Origin of the sequence: Thalassotalea psychrophila (assembly GCF_031583595.1) — a bacterium.
GTDB lineage: Bacteria > Pseudomonadota > Gammaproteobacteria > Enterobacterales > Alteromonadaceae > Thalassotalea_A > Thalassotalea_A psychrophila.
In genome coordinates, this window is the sequence record NZ_CP134145.1 from 3,930,918 (window position 1) to 3,953,970 (window position 23,053).

14 protein-coding genes and 2 rRNA genes are annotated in these 23,053 nt (G+C 37.9%); 7 read left to right on the forward strand and 9 right to left on the reverse strand.

Features of this window, described 5'->3' with window-relative positions:
• Nucleotides 1-87: 87 nt before the first annotated feature.
• The 7 genes from ssb to RGQ13_RS16380 all read right to left on the reverse strand — a co-directional run bounded on the left by ssb (nt 88) and on the right by RGQ13_RS16380 (nt 12,553).
• The gene (ssb, locus tag RGQ13_RS16350; RefSeq protein WP_348390809.1) at nt 88-741 is read right to left on the reverse strand and encodes a single-stranded DNA-binding protein; all 654 of its coding nucleotides are present in this window, start codon (nt 739-741) and stop codon (nt 88-90) included.
• Nucleotides 742-1,049: 308 nt separating this feature from the next.
• Nucleotides 1,050-2,189 carry a transporter gene (locus RGQ13_RS16355; protein WP_348390810.1) on the reverse strand — a complete coding sequence of 380 codons (1,140 nt, stop codon included), beginning with the start codon at nt 2,187-2,189 and terminating at the stop codon, nt 1,050-1,052.
• A 138-nt stretch (nt 2,190-2,327) separates the two neighbouring features.
• Nucleotides 2,328-5,549, reverse strand: coding sequence for an amidohydrolase family protein (locus tag RGQ13_RS16360; RefSeq protein WP_348390811.1), 3,222 nt, complete (start codon nt 5,547-5,549; stop codon nt 2,328-2,330).
• 180 nt (nt 5,550-5,729) lie between these two features.
• Complete coding sequence (locus tag RGQ13_RS16365) at nt 5,730-7,955, reverse strand: hypothetical protein (RefSeq protein WP_348390812.1); 2,226 nt, start codon at nt 7,953-7,955, stop codon at nt 5,730-5,732.
• A 108-nt stretch (nt 7,956-8,063) separates the two neighbouring features.
• Nucleotides 8,064-8,681, reverse strand: a complete 618-nt coding sequence (locus RGQ13_RS16370; protein ID WP_348390813.1) for a flavin prenyltransferase UbiX — start codon at nt 8,679-8,681, stop codon at nt 8,064-8,066.
• 63 nt (nt 8,682-8,744) lie between these two features.
• Nucleotides 8,745-10,109 (reverse strand): UDP-N-acetylmuramate:L-alanyl-gamma-D-glutamyl-meso-diaminopimelate ligase, encoded by a 1,365-nt coding sequence (gene mpl, locus RGQ13_RS16375; RefSeq protein ID WP_348390814.1) that lies wholly within the window; start codon nt 10,107-10,109, stop codon nt 8,745-8,747.
• Between the two features lie 23 nt (nt 10,110-10,132).
• Nucleotides 10,133-12,553 (reverse strand): zinc-dependent metalloprotease, encoded by a 2,421-nt coding sequence (locus tag RGQ13_RS16380; RefSeq protein ID WP_348390815.1) that lies wholly within the window; start codon nt 12,551-12,553, stop codon nt 10,133-10,135.
• Between the two features lie 245 nt (nt 12,554-12,798).
• On the opposite strand from RGQ13_RS16380, the gene RGQ13_RS16385 reads away from it, so the two are divergent.
• The 7 genes from RGQ13_RS16385 to torD all read left to right on the forward strand — a co-directional run bounded on the left by RGQ13_RS16385 (nt 12,799) and on the right by torD (nt 22,226).
• On the forward strand, nt 12,799-13,767 hold the full coding sequence (locus tag RGQ13_RS16385) for a class 1 fructose-bisphosphatase (RefSeq protein WP_348390816.1): 969 nt from the start codon (nt 12,799-12,801) through the stop codon (nt 13,765-13,767).
• 194 nt (nt 13,768-13,961) lie between these two features.
• Nucleotides 13,962-16,649 carry an ATP-binding protein gene (locus RGQ13_RS16390; RefSeq protein ID WP_348390817.1) on the forward strand — a complete coding sequence of 896 codons (2,688 nt, stop codon included), beginning with the start codon at nt 13,962-13,964 and terminating at the stop codon, nt 16,647-16,649.
• A gap of 11 nt (nt 16,650-16,660) precedes the next feature.
• Entirely contained in the window at nt 16,661-17,584 is a 924-nt protein-coding gene (locus RGQ13_RS16395; RefSeq protein ID WP_348390818.1) for a mechanosensitive ion channel family protein, read from the forward strand.
• Nucleotides 17,585-17,687: 103 nt separating this feature from the next.
• Complete coding sequence (locus tag RGQ13_RS16400; RefSeq protein WP_348390819.1) at nt 17,688-17,873, forward strand: periplasmic nitrate reductase, NapE protein; 186 nt, start codon at nt 17,688-17,690, stop codon at nt 17,871-17,873.
• Between the two features lie 44 nt (nt 17,874-17,917).
• Entirely contained in the window at nt 17,918-19,099 is a 1,182-nt protein-coding gene (gene torC / locus RGQ13_RS16405; RefSeq protein ID WP_348390820.1) for a pentaheme c-type cytochrome TorC, read from the forward strand.
• Between the two features lie 17 nt (nt 19,100-19,116).
• On the forward strand, nt 19,117-21,582 hold the full coding sequence (torA, locus tag RGQ13_RS16410) for a trimethylamine-N-oxide reductase TorA (RefSeq protein WP_348390821.1): 2,466 nt from the start codon (nt 19,117-19,119) through the stop codon (nt 21,580-21,582).
• Nucleotides 21,582-22,226, forward strand: a complete 645-nt coding sequence (gene torD, locus RGQ13_RS16415; RefSeq protein WP_348390822.1) for a molecular chaperone TorD — start codon at nt 21,582-21,584, stop codon at nt 22,224-22,226. The genes torA and torD overlap by 1 nt, the downstream gene beginning before the upstream one ends.
• Nucleotides 22,227-22,530: 304 nt before the next feature.
• Here torD and rrf (RGQ13_RS16420) read toward each other — a convergent pair.
• Together rrf (RGQ13_RS16420) and rrf (RGQ13_RS16425) are read right to left on the reverse strand one after the other, a co-directional pair.
• Nucleotides 22,531-22,645: ribosomal RNA gene (gene rrf / locus RGQ13_RS16420) — 5S ribosomal RNA — on the reverse strand.
• A 138-nt stretch (nt 22,646-22,783) separates the two neighbouring features.
• Nucleotides 22,784-22,898, reverse strand: a 5S ribosomal RNA gene (gene rrf, locus RGQ13_RS16425).
• Nucleotides 22,899-23,053: the final 155 nt, after the last annotated feature.

Here is a 23,053-nt window from a genome sequence, read left to right on the forward strand (position 1 = left end):
AGTTTAGACTGTCTATATTGGAATATTCCAGCAGATACAAAAAAGGCCTGATAGATCAGGCCTTTGTTCTTAATAATTTAGCGCTATTTAGAAGGGAATATCATCATCAAAATCCATTACAGGCTCTTGAGGATTCACTTTAGGAGCTTGTTGTTGGTTTTGCTTTTGAAAGCCACCTTGTTGTTGGCCTTGCTGCTGATAACCGCCTTGTTGAGGAGCTTGTTGTTGGAAACCTCCACCCTGTTGAGGAGCTTGTTGCTGATAGCCCCCCTGTTGCATACCTGAATTTTGTGCTGCTGCTGCAGGTTTGCTGTATGTATTTTGTTGTGCTGCTGGCTTGTTAAAACCGCCTTGTGGGGCTTGTTGTTGGAAACCACCAGCTGAAGCGCCTTGGTTTGCACCACGTGAATCTAACATTTGCATTTCGTTAGCACGAATTTCAGTAGTGTATTGATCAACACCCTGAGCATTTTGCCATTTACGCGTTTGTAAACGACCTTCAATGTATACTTTTGAACCCTTTTTCAAGTATTCACCAGCAATTTCAGCTAAACGATTGTTAAATACAACACGATGCCATTCAGTGATCTCTTTTGGCTCACCTGTTTGCTTGTCTTTCCAGCTTTCAGATGTTGCAACTGTTATGTTACAAATTGAACCACCACTAGGGAAAAATTTAACTTCAGGATCTTGTCCTAAGTTACCTACAACTATTACTTTATTAACACCACGACTGGCCATGAAAAATCCTGTTTTTACTTTAAATTTATAATAATAACTCGCCGATAAGGAGTGTGTACGAGCTACGCAGTTTACTTTTTATTATCCGAATAATATATTTAATATCTTCGAATTTAGTCGATCAGTGTATCACTGAAATTTAATTTTAAAAAGCGATAAAGCAGACTTAATTGGCATTTATAAAAAGGTGCTTGAGTACAAAACTAATACCATCCATGCTGATTTCCATTCCCTCATCCCTGAAGTAAAAAAAAGCCTTAATATAATCAACAATTAAGGCTTTTTTAAAAATAAAAAATTTGTAAAAATTAAAAGCTCAATTGCCAACCTAACGTTGCCTGCCAATCCGTTTTAAGTTGCGTGCCTTCAAAGTCTTGCTCTATTGGCTGAGAGTATTCGAATGAAATTTGTTGATTTTTCAGCATACCATCAATGAAACCATAATTTGCCCCTATAGCCCAGTCAATTTGGCTAACGCCACGTTGCTTAGGATCTGCAGTTGGCATCATCATAGAGTTTAATCGTTGATCATGACCTGAATAGTTGCCTTTATCTAAATAGCTTAAACGCATAGATAAACTTAATGATTGATTAACGCCATAACCTACCCAGTTATGCCATTGAATTTTATCACCGGGTTTATAATCGGCATCATTTTCTTCAATAGCTGTTTCATAGTTTATCTGTGTACCTAATTGCCATTTATCAACATCATAAACATAAGTATAACCAGCAAGAATATTGGTAGTGTCCGTGCCTAGTTGCATTGGGTAACCCATAAGGGTTTCTTCACCCATCATGTTGTTACGAGTTTGATCAATATCCCCTGTTGGTAATCGCACTCCTAAAGTAAAATGACTACGGTAATTGTCACCATTAAAGCCATTAATTAATGCGCTAATAGAAATATCTGCTAAGCCATCACTTTCCATTTCCATAGCATGAGTCATCATTGGCATTTCTGTCATGCCCATGCCACTGTTCATACTAGTGCCCATATCCATCTCAGAATTCATACCCATCTCACCTTCCATAGGCATTGATGGCATTAATGAAGTCATTTCTTGGTCAACAAAGTTTGCCATAACCATCAAAGTTAAATTACTCGTTGGTGCGTACATTAAACCAAGCATGTGCATATTCATGGTCATTTCTTCAGGAACCATAGCGTAATTCTGCAATGCACCTGTCGCGCTTGTGCTCGATGTACCTGTTTGTAAACCCTTCATTTCCATGGTCATGTAACGATAAGATGCCATCCAGCCACCTTCATGGTGTAAATGATCACCCATTACTGAGATTGGCGTTTTTGAGGCTGGTATGTTCATTTCACCATTTTCATCTGGCATATGATGATGCTGATGTTGGTTTGCCTGACTTGAAAAGCTAGTGGCAGCAAACAGAGATAAAAGCACTAAAGTAGATTGGGAAATTTTAAATATTTTCATGAGCGTTTTCTTATTGTTAAACAAAGCAGTAGAGATTTGTAAAAAACAAGTTAACAGGCTAAGAAAGGTTTGAATAGTAAAAATTAAAACGCCACCACATTATTTGTGGCGGCGTTGATACAAATCAAACGTTAGCGTTTACTGAAAGTAGAACGGTTCACGTTTATTATCGTAGTTACCAATCTCATTCATTGAGTCGGCATCATAAATACGACCATTAATCATTACATGGCTGACTTTATCACTTACACGAATGTCTTTTGCCACATCACCATCTACAACTATGATATCGGCAAGCTTACCGGCTTTTAATGAACCAATGCTTGCGTCTAACCCTAAATGTTTGGCTGGGTCGATAGTAGCTGTGCGCAATGCTTGTAAAGGCGTCATGCCTCCTTGCGCCATCATCCACATTTCCCAATGGGCCGCTAAACCTTCACGTTGGCCATGAGCACCAATGCCAACTAAAACGCCCATATCTTGCATTTCTTTAGCGACACTTGCCACGCTGAAATGATTATAGTGATGATGAGGTGCTGTAGTTCGGCGCATTGCACGGGGAGCTAAAACATCGGCAGGAACATACTTACTTAAACGCGGGTGTTTCCACACTTCGGTTTTATCATACCAGTAATGTTCACCTGAAATTCCACCGTAAGATACAACCAAAGTTGGTACATACGCAGTTTCAGATTGCTGCCAGAATTGACGAATATCATCATAGATTTTTGCTGTTGATATTGAATGCTCTAAAGATGTGTGACCATCAGCAACCATAGATAAGTTATGCTGCAGTAATGACCCACCTTCAGGCACAACCATCATGCCCATTTCACGACCAGCCTGAATAATTTGTTGACGTTGATTACGACGTGGTTGGTTATATGATTTAACAGAAAAAGCACCAACTTTCTGTAAACGTTCAAGCTGGAATTTTGCATCGTCTAAGCTATCAACATGTGAGGTATAACCTGCAGCTGATGCACCGTATAAAATACTACCGGTAGAAAAGATACGCGGGCCAACAATATCACCAGCTTTTTGTAGCTCACTGGCTGCAAAAATTTCAGTGGTATCGTTAGACGGATCGTGAATAGTCGTAACACCTAATGAAAGTGTCGCGTAGTTTTTCCAGTTCTGTTGCGGAATTATTTCACTTGAGCCTTGTGGGCCATGCGCATGGGCATCTACTAAACCTGGCATTACCGACTTTCCGGTAACATCAATAATTTCAGCATCACTAGGGATAGTGACTTCACCCTTTTTACCAACCGCTTTAATATGTTTGCCTTCAATAAGGACTACACCGTCAGTAATAACTTGCTCACCTTCCATTGTGATAACTGTACCGCCAACTAACGCGACTAAGCCTTTTGGTGCATCGGCTTTTTTACTAAAGCCTAATGAAGTAACTGTCGGTTCAAAATCTTCATCAGCCTTATAACCAATATCAAACATGCCGTTTAAACTTGCTTGGTATAAGTCTGGGCCTAAGCTCCAATAAATTTCATCACTGTTAGCATTAAAGCTAATGCTTTCGCCTGCACGAACAGAAAGTTTACGAACAGGAATGTTCTTTGCTTTTGGACCAATATTAATTACATCACCGCGTTCAATTAGCGGTGTAACAAATACTTTAAAACGTTCAGCAAATGCTAAATATTTACCATTAGGAGCAACTTTAAATTCAGTCGCATATTTACCGGTATAAAGAGTTTTGTCGTTTTGACCATCTAAATCAACACGAGCGAGTTCTGGCATTTCACCATAACGCTGTACATAAATGCGATCGTTTCTATCAGCAAATTGCGGCGCACTACCATTATCTGTAACTAATGTTGCTTTACCGCCTTTAGCTGGTACTTGATAAATACCAGGGTTTAAGCCCCATTTGGGATTGGTGATGTAACCACCTTCTACTTTCGAATAAACCACTGTTTTGCCATCAGGCGAAAAAGTAGCTTCTACATATTTACCTGGTTCAGATAATAAATTTTTACCTTTACCTGATTTAGCCGAAACTACACGAATGTTACCTTGTTTATTATCATCCCACGTTGAGAAAACAATTTTCTTGCCATCGCGAGAGAAGCTTGGGTTAAGTTCAAAGTGATCGGTTTGTTTGGTTAAGCGCTTTGGCTTGCCATCAGGTAATGAGCGAGTATAAATATGGCCTAACGCTTCAAATAATACTTTTTTACCATTAGGAGATATTTCAACGTCACGAAGCATTTTTACATCAAAGTTATCGATATCAATGTTTTGGCTAAAGCGTAATGCTTTTTGCATCTGTTTTTCAGCAGTAACGTTAAACTCGATAATTTCCGATTCTTTATCTTCAAGGTTTAGCTTGTTAATTTTACCGCCAGCCCAAAAGATGATCTCTTCATTATCTGGTGTCCAAGCCATTGTTGGGTATACGCCATGAATAGCCCAAGTTTCTTGCATGTCCCTGTCTAACTTGTTGTATACAGGTGTTTGTTCACCGGTTTTTAGATCATAAATAAATAACGTACTTTGAAAGTCTACCCGTGAGATATAAGCTATTTTTGTACCATCTGGTGATGGTGTTGGACGAATTGCGCCGCCACGACCAGAAAGAATTACTTCAATTTCACCCGTTTCACGATCAAGTCGCTTAATTTTATAAATACCCTTTTCACTATCCTTTGAATAGTGAAACGTTTTACCTGGGGTTGCGTCTTGCGAAAAGTATACGTACTTACCGTCTGGAGAAAATGCTGGTTCACCTAAATCTTTTTGCTCATTTGGGCGTTTGGTAAGCATCATGCCTTCACCACCGGTTTTGTGGTACATCCACACCTCACCAGCACCTAATGAACGACTACCAGTAAAATGTTTACGAGCAACAATGTAGTCACCATCAGGTGACCATGCCGGAGAGTTAATTAAACGGAACGTTTCGTTTGTCACGGCAGTTTGGTTTGAACCATCAACTTCCATTACCCAAATATTATCACCGCCGCCTTGATCTGACGTAAAAGCAATGTGTTTGCCATCAGGTGAAAAGGTTGGTTGCATTTGCCAAGCGATATCAGAGGTAAGTACTTTCGCATCACCACCACTTACCGGCATAATATAAATATCACCGAGTAAGTCAAAGACAATATTTTTGCCATCAGGGCTAATATCAACGTTCATCCAAGTACCTTGGTTAACGTTTACTTTTGCAGTAATAAATTCACCTTGTGGTTCATCCACTACCCACTCAGCTTTTTTCTCTTCTTTGTTTGCAACTTCTACAGTTTCTTCAGCAGAAAAAGCTGATGTAGATGCCAGTAAAACACTTAGTGTTGCAGCAATAATTGAAGGTTTTGTTTTCATTTTTAAAAATGACATGTATCTGCCCTATTTCGTTCTTATTTAACTAGTTAACATTAACTAGGATATTTAGTTGCACAAAATAGAACACATTGAAGACAAGGTGTAAAGAAAGGTTACAAAGTGGTGATCATTTTTAAGGTGAATAACTGAGTTTTAGCGATGAGTTACTGCGTATTGTAAATAAACCCATTTTCCTTATTCGGTTGGTTTAATCTCATTTTTAAATAATTTAACTTTAGCCGATAATTTAGTCTTCGCTATATTGATAATTTCAATAAATTTAGGATCATCTTTTATATCATCTAACAGTACCCAGTTATCGAGTAAATATATGTCGTCGTAAAAATCATTTTCAACAAATAGTTCATGTAAGGCTTGAATTGCTCGCTCATTATCACCTATAGAAGCTAACATAGTAGGTAGAATTATTCCTGACATCATTAAATCAAACCCTTCGACACTCTCAATATAAGGGCGAATTTTTTTATTTAATATTTCAGCTCTTGGATCCTCTGTTTTTCTCAGTGCGAAAGCTAAATAACTCGCTTCGTATACTTCATTATTGATCTTACTATTAGGATCTAACAAATGAGGATAATATTTTAAAATTAAATTGATGGCCTGATCATATTTTTTTTCATGAACTAACGCGGCAGCCTTTAGCCACTGAACGCTTTCTTTAGTTTCATCTTCCATGAACTCATATATGCGATTTATAAACTCCTTCTCAGTTAATACTCCTTTATGAATTTCAAAACTACTTAGCGCATATAACATAAGCCCAACACTACGGGGATGAGTACCATATGATGTTATGTTTTCATAAATCCTTTGTGCTTCATTGATATCTCCTAACGCTAAATAAAAGTAGAAGTTTGCATCTTCGCTAAAGCTACTTGATTTAATATTTGAACTATTGATAATTTGCCAGGCCTTATCCCAATCCCGCCCAGTAGTCCAAAAATGATAAACCGCACTCGCCGTAGTTATGGTTTCATTAGGATTAACTTCTAACATTCTGTTTAAATAATTCTCTGCTTCTAACAAGCGCCCATCGAGCAATTCAATGTAATACAATATAGTGAGTATTCGTGGAGAAAAAGGGTCAAGACTTAATGCTTTAAGTGCATATTTCTTGGAAGCATCGGCACTTTTAGACGAATTTTCAATAAACTCCTCCGCATATAGTATTCCAATCCCCATGTAAGCGTCAGCATAATTGGGGCTAATGTTAATCGCTTTTTGATACATCTCCTCAGCTTTTATTAGTTCAGCTTTGTTTGCGTAATAATCGCCAAGTGAGGTATAAATCTCAGCGCTTTGATTGGCCTTATCCATAAAAGGTTGCAACAATACCCCTGCATTGAATAAATAATCTTGCATAGTTAATGTAGAATTTATCTCCTGAGCAGAGTAAGTATCCAGTAAACCAGATATGGCCAATTGGTTGTTCGGGTCTATGGCTAATGACTTTTTAAAAGCCTGCTCAGCATTATCAAGAGCATCTGGAGTTCTTGCTCGCAAATGATAACGCCCAAGTAGATAAGCATCTTGTGCTTCAGGATTAAAAGTTCCGTGTTCAGTTAGGATAGATTCTTGCTCATTTAACAAGGTGAGTTTTAACTGTGTTACAACTGCTGCTGAAATTTCATCCTGAATTTTAAATACATCATCAATTTCATAATTATAGGTTGCAGACCAAAGGTGATAACCATTATCTGCTTGGATAAGCTGAGCAGTAACTCTTAGCTTTGTACCTGATTTTCTCACGCTGCCTTCAAGTACGTGTTCAACACCTAGTTTGTTGGCGATTTCTTTAATGTCCATATTCTTATTTTTAAAGAAAAAAGAGGACGTTCTTGCTGCAACTTTAAGTTGCTTTATACGAGCTAATACATTCAATAACTCTTCTGATAAGCCGTCAGAGAAATACTCTTGTTCTGGGTCATTACTCATGTTTACAAAAGGGAGAACAGCAATAGAGGTTACTTGTTCAGGAAGAGAGTTATTTGAAGCTTGTTCACTTGAATTTGTTCCAGGGGAATTAATTTCAGGCACATTTTGAGCTGCATTGTTTTCAGAAAAATATGCTTCATGAGTTAAAAAGACGACTGCAATAGCCATAGCTGCAATGATACCAAAATCGAGCTTTCGCCCGGTAATATTGGTAATAGAATCATCCACGACAACTTCTTTGCTGCGTTTTATACCTTCTGGAGTGAGCTCAAATGCCCATGCGAATAAACAGGCAATAGGAAAGCCAACAACAAGGAAAACAATAATAACCGGGGTTACCCATTCGGGCAGTTTTAGGTGTGGTTCAAGTACAGTCACTATCTGAATAATTAACCAGGCAGTAATTAGATATGCTGTAGCAACTTTAAATACGTTACGACGTTTTAGTTCCTTAAAAACGGTCACGTGTATCCCTTTGTTATTTTGGATTTTATTTAATAAATAAAGCTTAGACTAATACAACAAAGTTTGGTCAAAAAATCAACAAATAAAATTTAACAAAAGTACAATTAACTAATTCGAATAGCCCCAGCGCGGCATGATTGTTTGCTCAATGCCGATATGATCAAGCATGCGGCCCACCATAAAATCGATTAAATCATTAATTGATTCAGGATTGTGATAAAAGCCTGGAGCTGCAGGCATTATGGTAACGCCCATTTGCGAAAGGCTATGCATATTAGCTAAATGAATGGTTGAGAATGGTGTTTCTCTAGGTACCATAATTAGCTGTCCACGTTCTTTAATGACGACATCTGCGGCGCGTTCAATTAAATTGTCACTCATGCCCTGGCTTATTGAGGCGAGTGTTCCTGTTGAACACGGACAAACTATCATTTGTTTTGGTGCGGCTGAGCCTGAAGCTACCGGAGAGAACCATTGCTCTTTGCCAAACACAGTAATTTGCTCAGCTTTGGCTTGGTATTTGTCGATTAAAAATTTAGTTGCTGCCTCTGGGTTGGCAGGTAGTTTAACGTTTACTTCAGTATCGAGTACCACGCGAGCTGCACTGGAAACAAGAACATACACTTGATAGTTAGCCGCAACTAAGCATTCTAGTAGACGTAATGCGTATAAAGAGCCTGATGCACCGGTGATTGCTAAGGTGATTTTTCCGTTAAAGTCTGCCAAGTGTATTCTCGTTTAGTTTGTTAATGGATCCCCGCATACGCGGGGATGACGATGAGAGAGGATTTAGCTTCTAGCTTCTAGTGTTTCTATCAGCTTAGTATGAAAACTGCCAAAACCACCATTACTCATCACTACAATATGATCGCCTGCTTTTGCTTCTTTAGCAACTAACTCTACCAACTCAGCAATGTCATCTTTACATTGGGTAGGGGCTTTACAATCACTTATTAAATCAGCCACTGACCATTTAACATTTTCATCTTGATATAAGTAAACCAAATCAGCATCATTTAGTGATGCTGCAAGTGTATCTTTATGAACACCCGATTTCATCGTATTTGATCTTGGTTCTAACACCGCAAGTATGCGTTCACTCTCAACTTTAGCCCTAAATCCTGCTAGGTTTTTACTTATCGCTGTTGGGTGATGGGCAAAGTCATCATAAACGTTAATTCCGTTTACTGTTCCAACTAATTCTTGTCTGCGTTTGGTATTCACAAACTCACCTAAGGCCTCAATTGCTACATGGCTCGGCACACCTGCATGCCTTGCAGCAGCAATTGCCATTAATGCATTATCTATATTGAAATCACCAATCAAGTTCCACTGCACAGTGCCTTGTAATTGCTGATTAAAGTACACTTTAAACTCGCTTCCATCAGCATTAATTTTATCAGCAAGCCAGCCTGAATCATCACTTGAAAATTCAACCGGAGTCCAACTACCCATAGCTAAGGTTTCTGTTAATGCTTGATCGTTTTTAGGCGCAAGCAGTAAACCGTTACCTGGCACCATTCTCACCACATGATGAAATTGACGCTGAATATCTTTAATCGAGTCAAAAATATCGGCATGATCAAATTCAAGGTTATTCATTACTAACGTACGAGGACGATAATGAACAAACTTAGAGCGTTTATCAAAAAATGCTGTGTCATATTCATCGGCTTCAATAACGAAAAATGGTGAATTACCAAGTCTTGCCGATGTATCAAAGTTTTGCGGAACACCGCCAATTAAGTACCCAGGTGTTAAATGTGCGTACTCTAAGATCCAAGCCAGCATTGAACTAGTTGTAGTTTTACCGTGAGTACCAGCAACGGCCAAAACCCATCGGTCTTTTAATACATTTTCTAATAACCATTGTGGACCGGAGGTGTAAGGAATATTTCTCTCCATTACATACTCAACCATAGGATTACCGCGTGACATGGCGTTGCCAACAATCACCATGTCAGGTTCATCTTTTAGGTGCTCGGCTTTATAACCTTGCATTAATTCAATGCCCAACTCTTCTAGTTGGGTGCTCATTGGTGGATACACATTGGCATCGCAACCTGATACTCGAAAGCCAAGTTGTTTTGCTATGGCCGCTATACCGCCCATAAATGTGCCACAAATCCCTAAAATATGTACGTGTTTGCTCATTAAAATCTACTTACTGTTATTGTTTAGCGCGAAGATGCTCCAATAGGAGATCCTGGAGGCATACTAACCGGCACTTCATTGATGATAGTTTTACCTTGTTGCAAACTAAAAGCAATCTGTTGTTGTAACAAATGATATTGCGGATACAAAGAATTGCTCTTGAAATGATATGAGGTTTTGCCTTTTAACCACGATTGTAAGTCAAGCAGGTTTGCATAGACTTGGCTACGAACCTCGGCAACTAACTTATCGTTATGAAACAAAGCCAACACACTATCTAAAACTTGTTGATTAATACGCTGTTGAACAGCACTGCTTAAACCTGATTTACTATCTTGCTTGATGGTAGCAATAATAACTTCAGCAATTAAATTGTGCACCGATGGAATGCGATTATCTAGCATATGCTGCTGATTTAAACGAGCAAGTCTTTGTGGAGTTAGCATCAAAGACAAGGTATATTTTGCACTTGCTTGCGCTGCTGTTACCGGGTCAAATGAAAGCGAAGTATTTGAGCGAAAGCTTTCGCGAGACCGATAATAGCCATAAGCTTTCGGTGGTATGAGGCTGATAATATCATTAGATAGCGTTAAAAATTCCGGCTCTAGTGTTGCTAACAAAGCATTAATTGCCGCTTGTTGTTTTTCTGCTGATACAACAGATTGAGCAATGTCATCTTCACCTTTCACTGCATAAGAATAATTAACACCGGCAATTACTTTGGCTGCAGCTTCAACTTGATAACGATGAAAATTGTAAACAGGTACTAAAGTATCTTCAAGTTCAGAAAACGGTGTTCCCTGCTCAATGCTGTTAATACCAAAGTTGCTCAATGCTTTCGCTCTAACAGCCATAACTCTCGTTAACTCAGCGACCGGATCTTCACCATTATCCCATAAGTGCCCTGACGCTTCAGCGCCTCCTTTAGGACGAGAATCAGGATCAGACATATATTGCAGCCCTTGCTCTTTAGCTGTTTTTATTACCTGTGCTAAACCTTGTTGCTCATTATTAAAATCAGCATAGGCGTAATTAATTACATGTTTATCCCATACACCAATATCTGCGGCATAAGCATTTGATAAATCAATATCCCCTTGCGCATCTAAAGTAATTAACGGGTGTGGATAATCCATTACCGAGGCGCGGTTATTCACACTAGCAGAAAAATTATGCGCGATACCCAAAGTATGACCAACTTCATGAGCAGATAATTGACGAATGCGAGCTAAGGCCATTTCTTTTTGCTCTGTAGTATTAACATCGCTACTTTTAAATGGTGATGTTAAACCTAGAGCAATTAAATAATCTTGGCGTACTCGTAGTGAGCCTAAAGTAACATGACCTTTAAGTATTTCGCCTGTGCGAGGGTCAACAACTGATGCACCATATGACCAACCACGCGTAGCACGATGAACCCATTGAATAACGTTATAACGAATGTCCATAGGATCAGCATCTTCTGGTAACATTTTCACCTGAAAGGCATTTTTATAACCTATCGCTGAAAATGCCTGATCCCACCACAAAGCACCATCAATTAATGCCGAACGAACTGGCTCTGGTACACCAGGATCTAAATAGTAAATAATAGGTTCAACAGCTTCACTTAATTCAGCATCAGGATTTTTTTTGGTTAATCGATGTCTAGGTATAACTCGTTGTAACAATGGTGCATCAATATTGCTCGCGTAATCAGCATATTCTACTGACCACATTCCAGAGTATGTATGAAATTTTCTTGGTTGATATTGCGCATCAGGCAAGCGTATTAATGAATGATGAAAATTTACAGTTACAGCATTTGCATCAGGCGTTACAGAACGCAGATGTTTGCCTGCATCTTTACCTTTAAAAGTAACAATTGCTTCTAATTCAGTATTATCAACAAATGCTTTAGTGCGTTTTTCATATAAACCACTACGAGTAGCATCAATAGAATAATTGCCTTGCTTGCTAGATTTTAAGGAAGCACTAAGATTGTGAATATCGGATAAAAGAAATGGGGTGTAGTCGATAACAACTTTGTTGTTTATGACTTTTTCTACTTTAAAGCCCCAAATAATAGAGGTCGCAAATGCTTCATCTATAGCTTGACGCTCTAAGGTATTATCACTGTCAGCACGATAATAAGTATTAAGTTGACGTAAAAAAACTTTATTTCCGACTTTTTCAAACTGTACTAAACGAGTTTGCCCTAACTGTCCACGATCTAAACCAATATCGTTAGATCCAAGCCCATGCGGCATACTACTTTGAAATAAAAATTGTTGGTTAAAATCTGAAATTTCTAGGTAAACATTACCGGTTGAACCATCTAGATAAAATGGTATAAATCCTGAATGGAACGTTTTGTTTTCTTTAAAATTTTCACTGGCTTGTGCAAATTGATTGCCAAATAACAGTGTAAATAAAAACATGAGAGCGATAGAGTATCGTTTCATATTTAACCCCTGAGTAATAAGTGATGTATCGCAGCTCTGCTTTGCAATTTTTTGCAAATTAAATACTGCAATTATTTTTGACCCAATATACCTTAATTTGCCCTAAAATAATTTAGGTTATAATAAATTAGTCATTAGAATAGTTAATTTGTACATTTGCTTAGAGTTTTACTACAGTTTTTAGTACAATGTCGCGATAAAATTTAATTAGCTTTCATCCAAACCCACAAAAATTTAGGTATACCATGCAACGAATTGCTCCCGCACTGCGCGAAGATAATGTTCCTTTAGATCTGATTTCATTAATAAAAACCATCCTTGCAGCTACCAAAGAAATTTCTTTTCGTGTTGGCCAAGGACAGTTAAGTGGTGTTTTAGGATCTACTTTAGATGAAAACATTCAAGGCGAAGTACAAAAACAATTAGACGTTGTTGCCAACCAATTATTTAAAGACATTACCTTAGAGTCTGGCTTTGTAAAAGCAATATCATCTGAAGAAGAAGATACCTCTGTTGCCGGCAATGAAGATGGCAAATATATTGTTTCTTTTGATCCACTAGATGGCAGCTCAAACATTGAGATTAACTCATTAATTGGAACAATTTTTTCAATTATGGAAGCGCCTGAAGGTATGAGTGCTGATAACCCTGACTTATTTAAGCAACCTGGTACTGCTCAGGTTTGTGCTGGTTATGTATTATACGGACCATCAACAATGCTTGCACTTACAACAGGTGCAGGTACTCACTTTTATACATTAGATAAAACCCACGGTAGCTACATGCTCACTGAGCGTAATGTTAAAATCGCTGCAGAGACCTCAGAATTCGCCATAAACATGTCAAACCAACGTTTTTGGCAAGCTCCAATGCAAGGCTACATTAACGATTTAGTTGCAGGATCAGACGGCCCTCGTGAACGTAATTTTAATATGCGTTGGATAGCTGCAATGGTAGGTGATGTACATCGCGTATTAGTTCGTGGTGGAATTTTTACTTACCCTGCCGACAACAGAAATCCGAACAAACCAAACAAATTACGTTTAATGTATGAAGCTAATCCAATGAGTTTTTTAGTTGAACAAGCTGGCGGCTTAAGTGTTACTAGTGAAGGCCGTATTATGGAAATTCAACCAACCGATATTCATCAGCGTGTTGAAGTTATTTTAGGTGCTAAAAACGAAGTTGAAAAGTGTTTGAGTTACTACAAGTAGGAAGTGTTTATACTATGATTTGATTTTTAATCAATTCATTCATCCATAATAAATCCAGCTAAGTGCTGGATTTATTGTTTTTAAAGGGTAAAAAATCGCCTTTTATTACAGCTATTTACTAGCAAAATCAGCAATCTAATACATACTAATAATTAATATAATTTTATAATAATAAATATTGGTTGAGATTGTTTATGAGTTTCCCACCTAAATACAGCTTATCGCCTATTAGAATATGCGAGTACATACCTGCTTTATTTATCATTTTTTTACTTACTGTCAGCTGGCAGTCATTGGCATTTGCTGATGCAAAAAAGGCCGACGACAAGCCTGTCATCGAAACAGCTAAGCCGGATACACTTCAGACTCAACCGCTAGAAAAAGATGAAACAAAACATCCAGATAAAGAATTAACAAGCACAGCTGAAGAGAAAGTTGAACCAAACCCAGACAAAGAATTAACAAGCACAGCTGAAGAGAAAGTTGAGCCAAATCCAGATGAAGATAATATTGAGCTGGGTATCGATGAAACCGGTGAAGGTGATATTGAATCACAAGAAATAGCAGAGCAAAATGACGAAGAGGTTGAATATACACCAGAGCCAGTAAACTCTGAATATCTTACCGATAATAGCTTAGAAATGTTTGAAGCCGAATTTTATAACCTGCAAGATAAAATCGCAAGTTTCAGCCGAACTGCTGATGATTATGAAGAGCTTTATAGTCGAATGCGTCCGGTCATAGCTGAAAAGACAAGGCAGCTGCATGAAAGAATAAAACATAAAAATGTTGATTTAAAGTTGCTTACACAAGTAAAAAACGATGAAGAATTTATTAAACTTCTTAGTTTGACTCGTGAAATTAAAAACTTTTATTTGCTCCGCCATAACATATTTGTTGAGGCCACAGATGAATTTAGAAGTTTACTGACAAGTACCAAATTAAATGGCATTAATGAAGCAAAACTAGAGTTTGATTATATTAGTTTGCAAATGTTAATCATCTTTAAAGCAACATTCCAACGGGTAATTGAAGTCCCAGAAAGGTTCAGTTCAGCTCCGGTAGATATTTTTATCAATATAGTGATGATTTTCTTCGCTTTTGTGGTGTTAAAAAAATGGCAAAGCTGGGCAAAAACAGGTTTGCCTATCTGGCGACAAAAAATACTGGCGACTAGGCCAAGAACCGCAGCAAGAATGAAAGCGGCGCGAGCAATTTGGTACCTTGAGAATACACGCACTCCCATAGAATGGTTACTGTTTATTAACTTTATTTTAAGCAGTATCGACATTCTCCAAATACAAATTTTAATCGATGTTATTAGCACGTTAGCATTATGGATTTGTTTAACTTATTTTGTCTTTAGCTTTCTTAGCAAAATGATTGAACGAGGAAAACAAGGCGTTTTAAAGAACATCAGTAGCAAACAGTCAAAATCTTTGAAATTAGCTGTTTGGTGGGTAGGTTGGTATAAACTGTCTTTTGAACTAACGGCTATTTTCATCGCCAACGGTACAATTTTCTCTTGGCTCGAAACCCTATTTTTATTTTTATTGCTGCCTGTATATATATTTTTTATTTTGCAATGGCGAAACGATTGCTTCAACTACATTGATGAAGAACGTGATGCCCCAGCGATGATTAAAAAATTAATTACCGAGCGCACAGGTATCAAGGGCTTCTTTTTTGCCAATATAGCCCTAATTTTTGTTGTTTATTTCTTTTTTACAAAAGTTTTTTTAAGCTTAATTTCAAGAGTCGAATCTGGAAGAAGAATAACAGCTGAAATTTATCGTAAAAAACTAGTAAACGATAACACTGAACTATTAGAGAAAACCAAATCGGCCGCCAATTTATACCCCGAACTTCATGATATTTTAATCGATAGTGATAAATCCAATATTGACTCGGTTTTTCAAGGACCAATTAGCAAAGTTATCAATATGCTAGAAAACAATGAACGAAGTCATTTAGCCGTTACTGGTGAACGAGGCATTGGTAAGAGTCATTTTTTGAAATCTTTAGCAAAACAACATGGTAAGGCCATTATTATTAATTGTAATGAAGACTTTGGCGACCTGTTAAATTCAATGCAAGAACAACTTGGCTTAGAACAAGAAAACGTTAAAACGTCTGATATTACCAAAGCCATTAAAGAGCAAGGCATTGATTTGATTTTATTAGATAATTGCCATCGATTTTTAACTTCAGAAGCAAGTGGCCAAAGAGAAATACGGCGCTTATATGGCTGGATTAATGATTTAAAAGGTTTAGCCCTTTGGGTACTTAGTTTTGATAGTAGCTCGTGGAGCCTGCTTAATGCTTTAGGCATAGCTACCGGCTTCTTTTCAACAAGTATTCAGTTAAAAACCTGGACTGAAGATCAAATTAGCGCATTATTTGAACAACGTTGTAAAGAAGCCGAATTAGATATCGATTTTGGGCAACTCATTATTCCTAGACAACTCGCTGATATTGAGCATGATTCAATGGAAGCGAGAAATAAATCTGGTATTTATCGTATTATTTGGGGCTACGCTGATGGTAATCCTGCAATAGCCTGTCGCACATTTGCAAATTCAATTATTTTCAATGAAGGTAGGCTAATGGCCATACTCCCCGCCTATCCTGATAATAAAATTATTGAACATTATGATATCAATTCGCTTCTTGTACTTAGGGTATTGTGTCAATTCGGTCGTTGTAGTGTTAATGACATAGTAAAGAACCTTCGTCTTAATGGCTTAGTGGTTAATAGCGCCTTATCTGCATGTGTGGCACAAGGAATTGTTGAACAAGTGTCAGGACGCTATCAAATAACTTGGCTATGGTTTAGATCTGTATCTAAATATTTAGCCCGTCAAAATTTATTAACCCGCTAAAGGATAAAATTATGCAGAGTACAAGAATATCTTTTTTTATAACTAGCGTATTAGGGTTTCTAACTGTTTTATTTACTTTACCGGTAAAAGCCCAAATGGCAGTGCCCGATTCAAAAGAGTTGCAGGTAATTTCTACTCTTGCTGAAGTAGTAAAACCGGGCGGCCTTTTTATGTCGGTAATTTTATTTATTGTCGTTTGGGCCATTCTGAAGGTGGTGAAAACCATAGTAAATGATTTAAGTGAAGTGTTTGCTGAACGACGTTTACTTTTGCAAAAAGCATTAGTGTTCTTCCAATTCCTAATTTATTTTTTTGCTATTTCAACATCAGTGCTAATGAGTTTTGAATTCAGTAAAGAGTTGTTAGCGATCTTAGGTGGTACTCTGGCTGTTGCAGTGGGTTTTGCGATGAAAGATCTCGCCGCGTCCGTTGTCGCTGGGATCATTATTATGTTTGATAGGCCTTTTCAAGTGGGTGACAGAGTGTTATTTGGCGGCGAATATGGCGATATAGTGGCTATCGGTTTACGTTCAGTTAAAATGAATACCCTCGATGATAATGTAGTTACCATTCCAAACAATACTTTTTTAAACCAACTGACGTCTTGTGGTAATTACGGCGAATTAGACATGCAAGTTGCAATAACCTTCCATATTGGAGTGGATGAAGATTTATCGCAAGCTCAAAAAATTATCCGAGAATGCGCTGCATTAAGTAAATTTGCATATTTAAACAAGCCAATAACAGTACTACTTTGCCAAGTTCTGACAAATAATTTCATTGCGTACAAGCTCACGGTTAAAGTTTATGTTTTAGATACTAAATATGAAAAAGCGTTAGAAACAGACATTACTTTACGAGTAAATGAAGAGTTTAGAAAAGCGAATATTTTGGCACCGACGATGCAAGTGAGTAATACGATTCAAAGAGCATAAATATACTTTTAACCTTGTCACAAATGATTGGTATTTTTTAAATACCAATTTAAATTATCTACTACACTTAAATGTAATATTTATAATAACTTGAGGTTAAATTGTGGCAGAACATGAATCTACTTCTGAAGTATCAAATACAAATAACAACACGCAAGCAAAAGAATTTAAGGCCTTTTTGTTTATCATCATTTTCTTTTTTCCAATTATTACAAGCATAGCAGCTGGTGGCTATGGATTTATTATTTGGATGTCACAAGTTATTTTAGGCCCTCCTGGCCATGGTTAATACTCATTTTTTAAACATAAAATAAAACATTTTTAGGGATTGCCATGCTTAAATCATTTAAAGATTTCTTTTCTATTATTAAAAAACCAAGCGTACATTATAGCTTAGGAACGTTAGCTTTCGGTGGCTTTGTTGCTGGAATTATATTTTGGGGTGGCTTTAATACCGCTTTAGAGATTACCAATACAGAGAAGTTTTGTATTAGCTGTCATGAAATGGAAGACAATGTTTACCAAGAATTGAAAGGCACGGTTCACTGGTCAAATCATGCTGGTGTTAGAGCTACGTGTCCTGACTGTCATGTGCCACACAACTGGACTGATAAAATGGCGCGCAAGATGCAAGCATCTAAAGAAGTTTGGGGGAAAATATTTGGCACGATTAACACTCGCGAGAAATTTATTGCACAGCGAGGTCGATTAGCTCAAAACGAATGGGACCGATTTACTTCAAATAATTCTTTAGAATGTAAAAATTGCCATAATTATAACTCTATGGATTTCACCGCAATGAGTGAACGAGCTAAAGTACAAATGAAAATGGCAGCGGAACGAGATCAAAGCTGTATCGATTGCCATAAAGGCATTGCTCATGAACTTCCAGAAAATATGGGCTCAGGTGAAGGGATGTTGGCCGAACTTGAAGCTATGGCGACCAATAGCTTTGACGAAGGTGAAAGCTACTACAGTGTACGTCAGTTAGCCTTGTTTGAAAATGAAGGGTTAAGTAAAGATGCCGGTGAGTTAAATGCAGCGACTAAAGTTACTATCCTAGAAAATACTGGCGATGCAATGAAAGTAGAACTGAGTGTTTGGCGTAAAAACAAAGGTTTTGGTCGTGTTTTATACGAAGATTTCGCAATGAATATAAACTCAGGATATTTAACACCAGAAGTCGCTCAGTCAGAAAATTTTGTTACGGTGACTGGTGAAGAAAAAGAGGATGATTTAACCGGACTTCCATGGCAAGAAATTAAAGTTGAAGTGTGGATGAGGCCACAATCTCTCGCTGATTCAACTGACGATTTATGGCTATATGCAGGATCAACTTATGATAAAACCTGTAGTGTTTGTCATTCACAGCCTGCAGTTAACCATTTTGACTCGAACACTTGGCCTGGCATGTTTAATGGTATGTTGTCATTTGTAAACCTCGATGGTGATACCCAAGCATTAGTACTTAAATATTTGCAGAAACATTCTTCCGATTTTAACAAAGCTCATTAAGCAGTAAGGGAACTAATATGGCAATTTCAAGACGCTCGTTTTTAAAAGGCATAATGGTAACTAGTACTGCTGGTTTAATTGGCCCTAGCCTACTGTCAGTTGCAAAGGCAGCTGGAAGCAATCCCGAAGGAACATGGAAAATTACTGGCTCTCATTGGGGGGCATTTCGTGCAAGAGTTTTAGGGGGTAAAGTTCAAGAGGTTAAAGCATTTGAGTTAGATAAATATCCAACGGACATGCTAAATGGAATTAAAGGCATAATATACAGCCCATCACGTGTTCGTTACCCGATGGTTCGTTATGACTTTTACTTAAAAAGACATAAGAGTGATACTACACAACGGGGTGACTTCCGTTTTATTCGTGTCACTTGGGATGAAGCCCTCGACATGTTTTATGAAGAATTAGAACGAATTCAAACGACTTATGGCCCTTCAGGCTTATATGCTGGTCATACTGGCTGGCGAGCTACAGGTCAAGTACACTCTTGTGGTAATCATTTATTTAGATCTATGGCAATGCATGGCAATTACGTGCGAAAAGTTGGTGATTATTCTACCGGTGCTGGTCAAACAATTATGCCTTATGTTCTCGGTACAACAGAGGTTTACGCACAGGGCACTTCATGGGAAAACATTTTAAATCAAAGTAAGATTGTTGTGCTTTGGGCACAAGATATCCATAAAAACTTACAGGTTGGTTGGAACTGTGAAACCCATGAATCTTATGAGTATTTAGAAAAACTCAAAGACAAAATAGCGAAAAAAGAAATTCGTGTGATCAGTATTGATCCGGTAAAAAGTAAAAGCCAAAACTATTTAAATTGTGAGCACCAATATGTAAACCCGCAAACTGATGTCGCTTTAATGCTTGCTATAGCACACACCTTATATACTGAAGATCTACATGACAAAGAATTTATTGAAACTTACTGTTTAGGTTTTGAAGAATTTGTACCTTATTTACTTGGTGCGGCTGAAGATAAATTAGAAAAAACACCTAAATGGGCAAGTAGTATTTGTGGCATGAAAGCTGAAGATATAAAGCAGCTTGCTAGGGACATGGCTGGTAGTAGGACTCAACTACTATTTGGTTGGTGTATTCAACGTCAGCAACATGGCGAGCAACCGTATTGGATGGGCGCAGTGTTAGCGGCAATGTTAGGTTATATTGGTCTCCCAGGAGGTGGTGTTAGTTATGCTCATCACTATTCTGGTATTGGCGTATCTTCTAGCGGTGCAGCAGGTCCCGGCGCGTTTCCCGGTATCCCAGATTCAGATGAGCATATAAAACATAAAAGTGATGACTTTAAAGGAGCAAGTGCCACAATTCCTGTCGCAAGATGGGTGGATATGATTTTAAATCCTGGGAAAACTATTGAAGCAAATGGCTCTAAAATTACTTACCCTGACGTTCATATGGCAGTATTTTCAGGTAATAACCCTTGGCACCATCATCAAGATAAAAACAAGATGAAAAAAGCATTTCATAAGCTTCAAACGGTTGTCACTATAGATTATAACTGGACTGCCACATGCCGATTCTCAGATATTGTTTTACCTGCATGTACTCAATACGAGCGTAATGATCTAGATTTATATGGCAGTTACTCTGCGAGAGGGGTTATTGCCATGCAAAAACTTGTCGACCCTTTATATCAATCAAAAACAGATTTTGAGATCTTTACCGAATTTTGTAAGCGCATGGGTAAGCATCGTGAATACAGCAAAAATAAAACAGAAATGGAATGGGTTAAAGAACTTTATGACGGCTGTGTAGCAGCGAATAAAGGTAAATTCGAAATGCCTGACTTTAATAAGTTTTGGCAAGATGGCTTTGTTGATTTTGGCAAAGGCCCTGCTTGGACCAGACAAGAAGATTTTAGAAAAGATCCAGAGCTTAATTCTTTAGGTACTCCTTCTGGTTTCATTGAGATATTTTCAAGAAAAATAGATAGGTTCGGTTATGACGACTGTAAAGGCCATCCCATGTGGATGGAAAAACTAGAACGTTCTCATGGGGGCCCTGGTTCAGATAAATTTCCTGTTGCACTTCAATCTTGTCATCCAGATCAAAGGTTACATTCACAGATGTGTGAATCTACAGAATATCGCGAAACTTACTCGGTCCAAGGCAGAGAGCCAATTTACTTAAACCCTAGTGATGCAAAAGCTAGGGGAATTAAAGATGGTGACTTAGTTAGGGTATTTAACGAGCGAGGGCAGTTACTTGCTGGTGCTATAGTTTCTGATAACTACCCTAGTGGTGTTGCTCGTATTTATGAAGGCGCATGGTATGGTCCTGTTGATGAAACGATAGGATCTATAGATACTTATGGCGATCCGAACACCTTAACAATGGATGTAGGTACATCACAACTTGCACAAGCATGTAGTGCATTTACTTGCTTAGTTGAAGTAGAGAAGTTCGAAGGTAAAGCACCTGAAGTTACCGCTTTTAACCAACCAACTGAGATGGGTTAATGATAGATAAAGAATTAATTGAAACCAGAGCAAGTATATTATGGTGGTTTTCTACCGTTTTAAGTAATGAGTTAAACGAACAACAGTTTAATTCTTATATTAATGAACAAGGCGCTAACCTACTTAACCAGCTTGCAACAGAAGATAAACTGGCCGAAGCGATAAAATCCATTCAACAGAGTTTACAGCTGTTAAAAAACAAACCCCATCCACATTTAGAATGTGCTGTTGAATTCACCCAATTATTCTTAATGGATGCAAAAAAAGGAGCTCCGCCTTATGCTTCAGTTTATTTGTCAAAGGATGGGTTAATGTTTCAAAAGGCACATGATGAAATGTGTGCCTTACTGCAAGAGCAAGGGTTAAGTGTTAATAAAACATTTAACGAGCCCGCAGATCATATTGCTATTCAACTAGATTATCTAGGCAACTTAATTCTTGCATCGTTAAATGCAACGGATAATACAGAAGCTTGTGATAAACAGCTGCAATTTATTAATAACAATCTAATGAATTGGCTACCTAAATTTATCTCAAAAATTAATCAAACGGATAATTCCGGTTTCTATCAGAACATATTAAAGGTTTTAAGTTCTTATCTTCTTCTTGAAGTAGAGTTTTTAAAGGAAGAAATAAACGCATAGTTTAATAACTTACACCACGTTATCCTCGAAGAGCTTTTTTAGAAGCACGTTGTGAATTAAAGAGATCCCATCCAAAAGCACGATGGGATGACGGTGTGTTTTTTCTAAGTATATTTGAGTAAACACGGTGTTTATTAATTTAAACCACGTCATCCTCGAAGAGCTTTAGCGATGTCGGGGACCTCATCAGGCAGTGGCGTGCATCTATTGGAGCGCTGTGCTATGCCTGCAAAGAAGCAGGTTTTGCTAAGCTCCTAAACGAAAAAAACCCTTCGCGTGAGCGAAGGGCTTTTCGGAATTAGGAGCCTAGCAATGACCTACTCTCACATGGGAACTCCCACACTACCATCGGCGCAACTGCGTTTCACTTCTGAGTTCGGCATGGGATCAGGTGGTTCCACAGCGCTATTGTCGCTAGACAAAAGCTTTTACGTTATTTATATTCTGAATTCACTTCAGAATTTTCTAAACGTTAAGATAAATTAACTTTATTAAAATAATTTATCTTAAAATTTAGAGTAAAAAGCCCGTCGATAGACGGGCTTTTTGAATTAGGAGCCTGGCGATGACCTACTCTCACATGGGAACTCCCACACTACCATCGGCGCAACTGCGTTTCACTTCTGAGTTCGGCATGGGATCAGGTGGGGCCACAGTGCTATTGTCGCCAGACAAAAACTGTTGGTTCTTACGAACCTGTTATTCGACGTATCGAATAACGAATTTGGAAAAATCGATATTAAACCTGTATCTCAAGTATTCTTTGTAATGCGTGAATCTCTTTAAAAGAGTATCAGACCATACAATCTCTCAAAGCAAAACTGCTT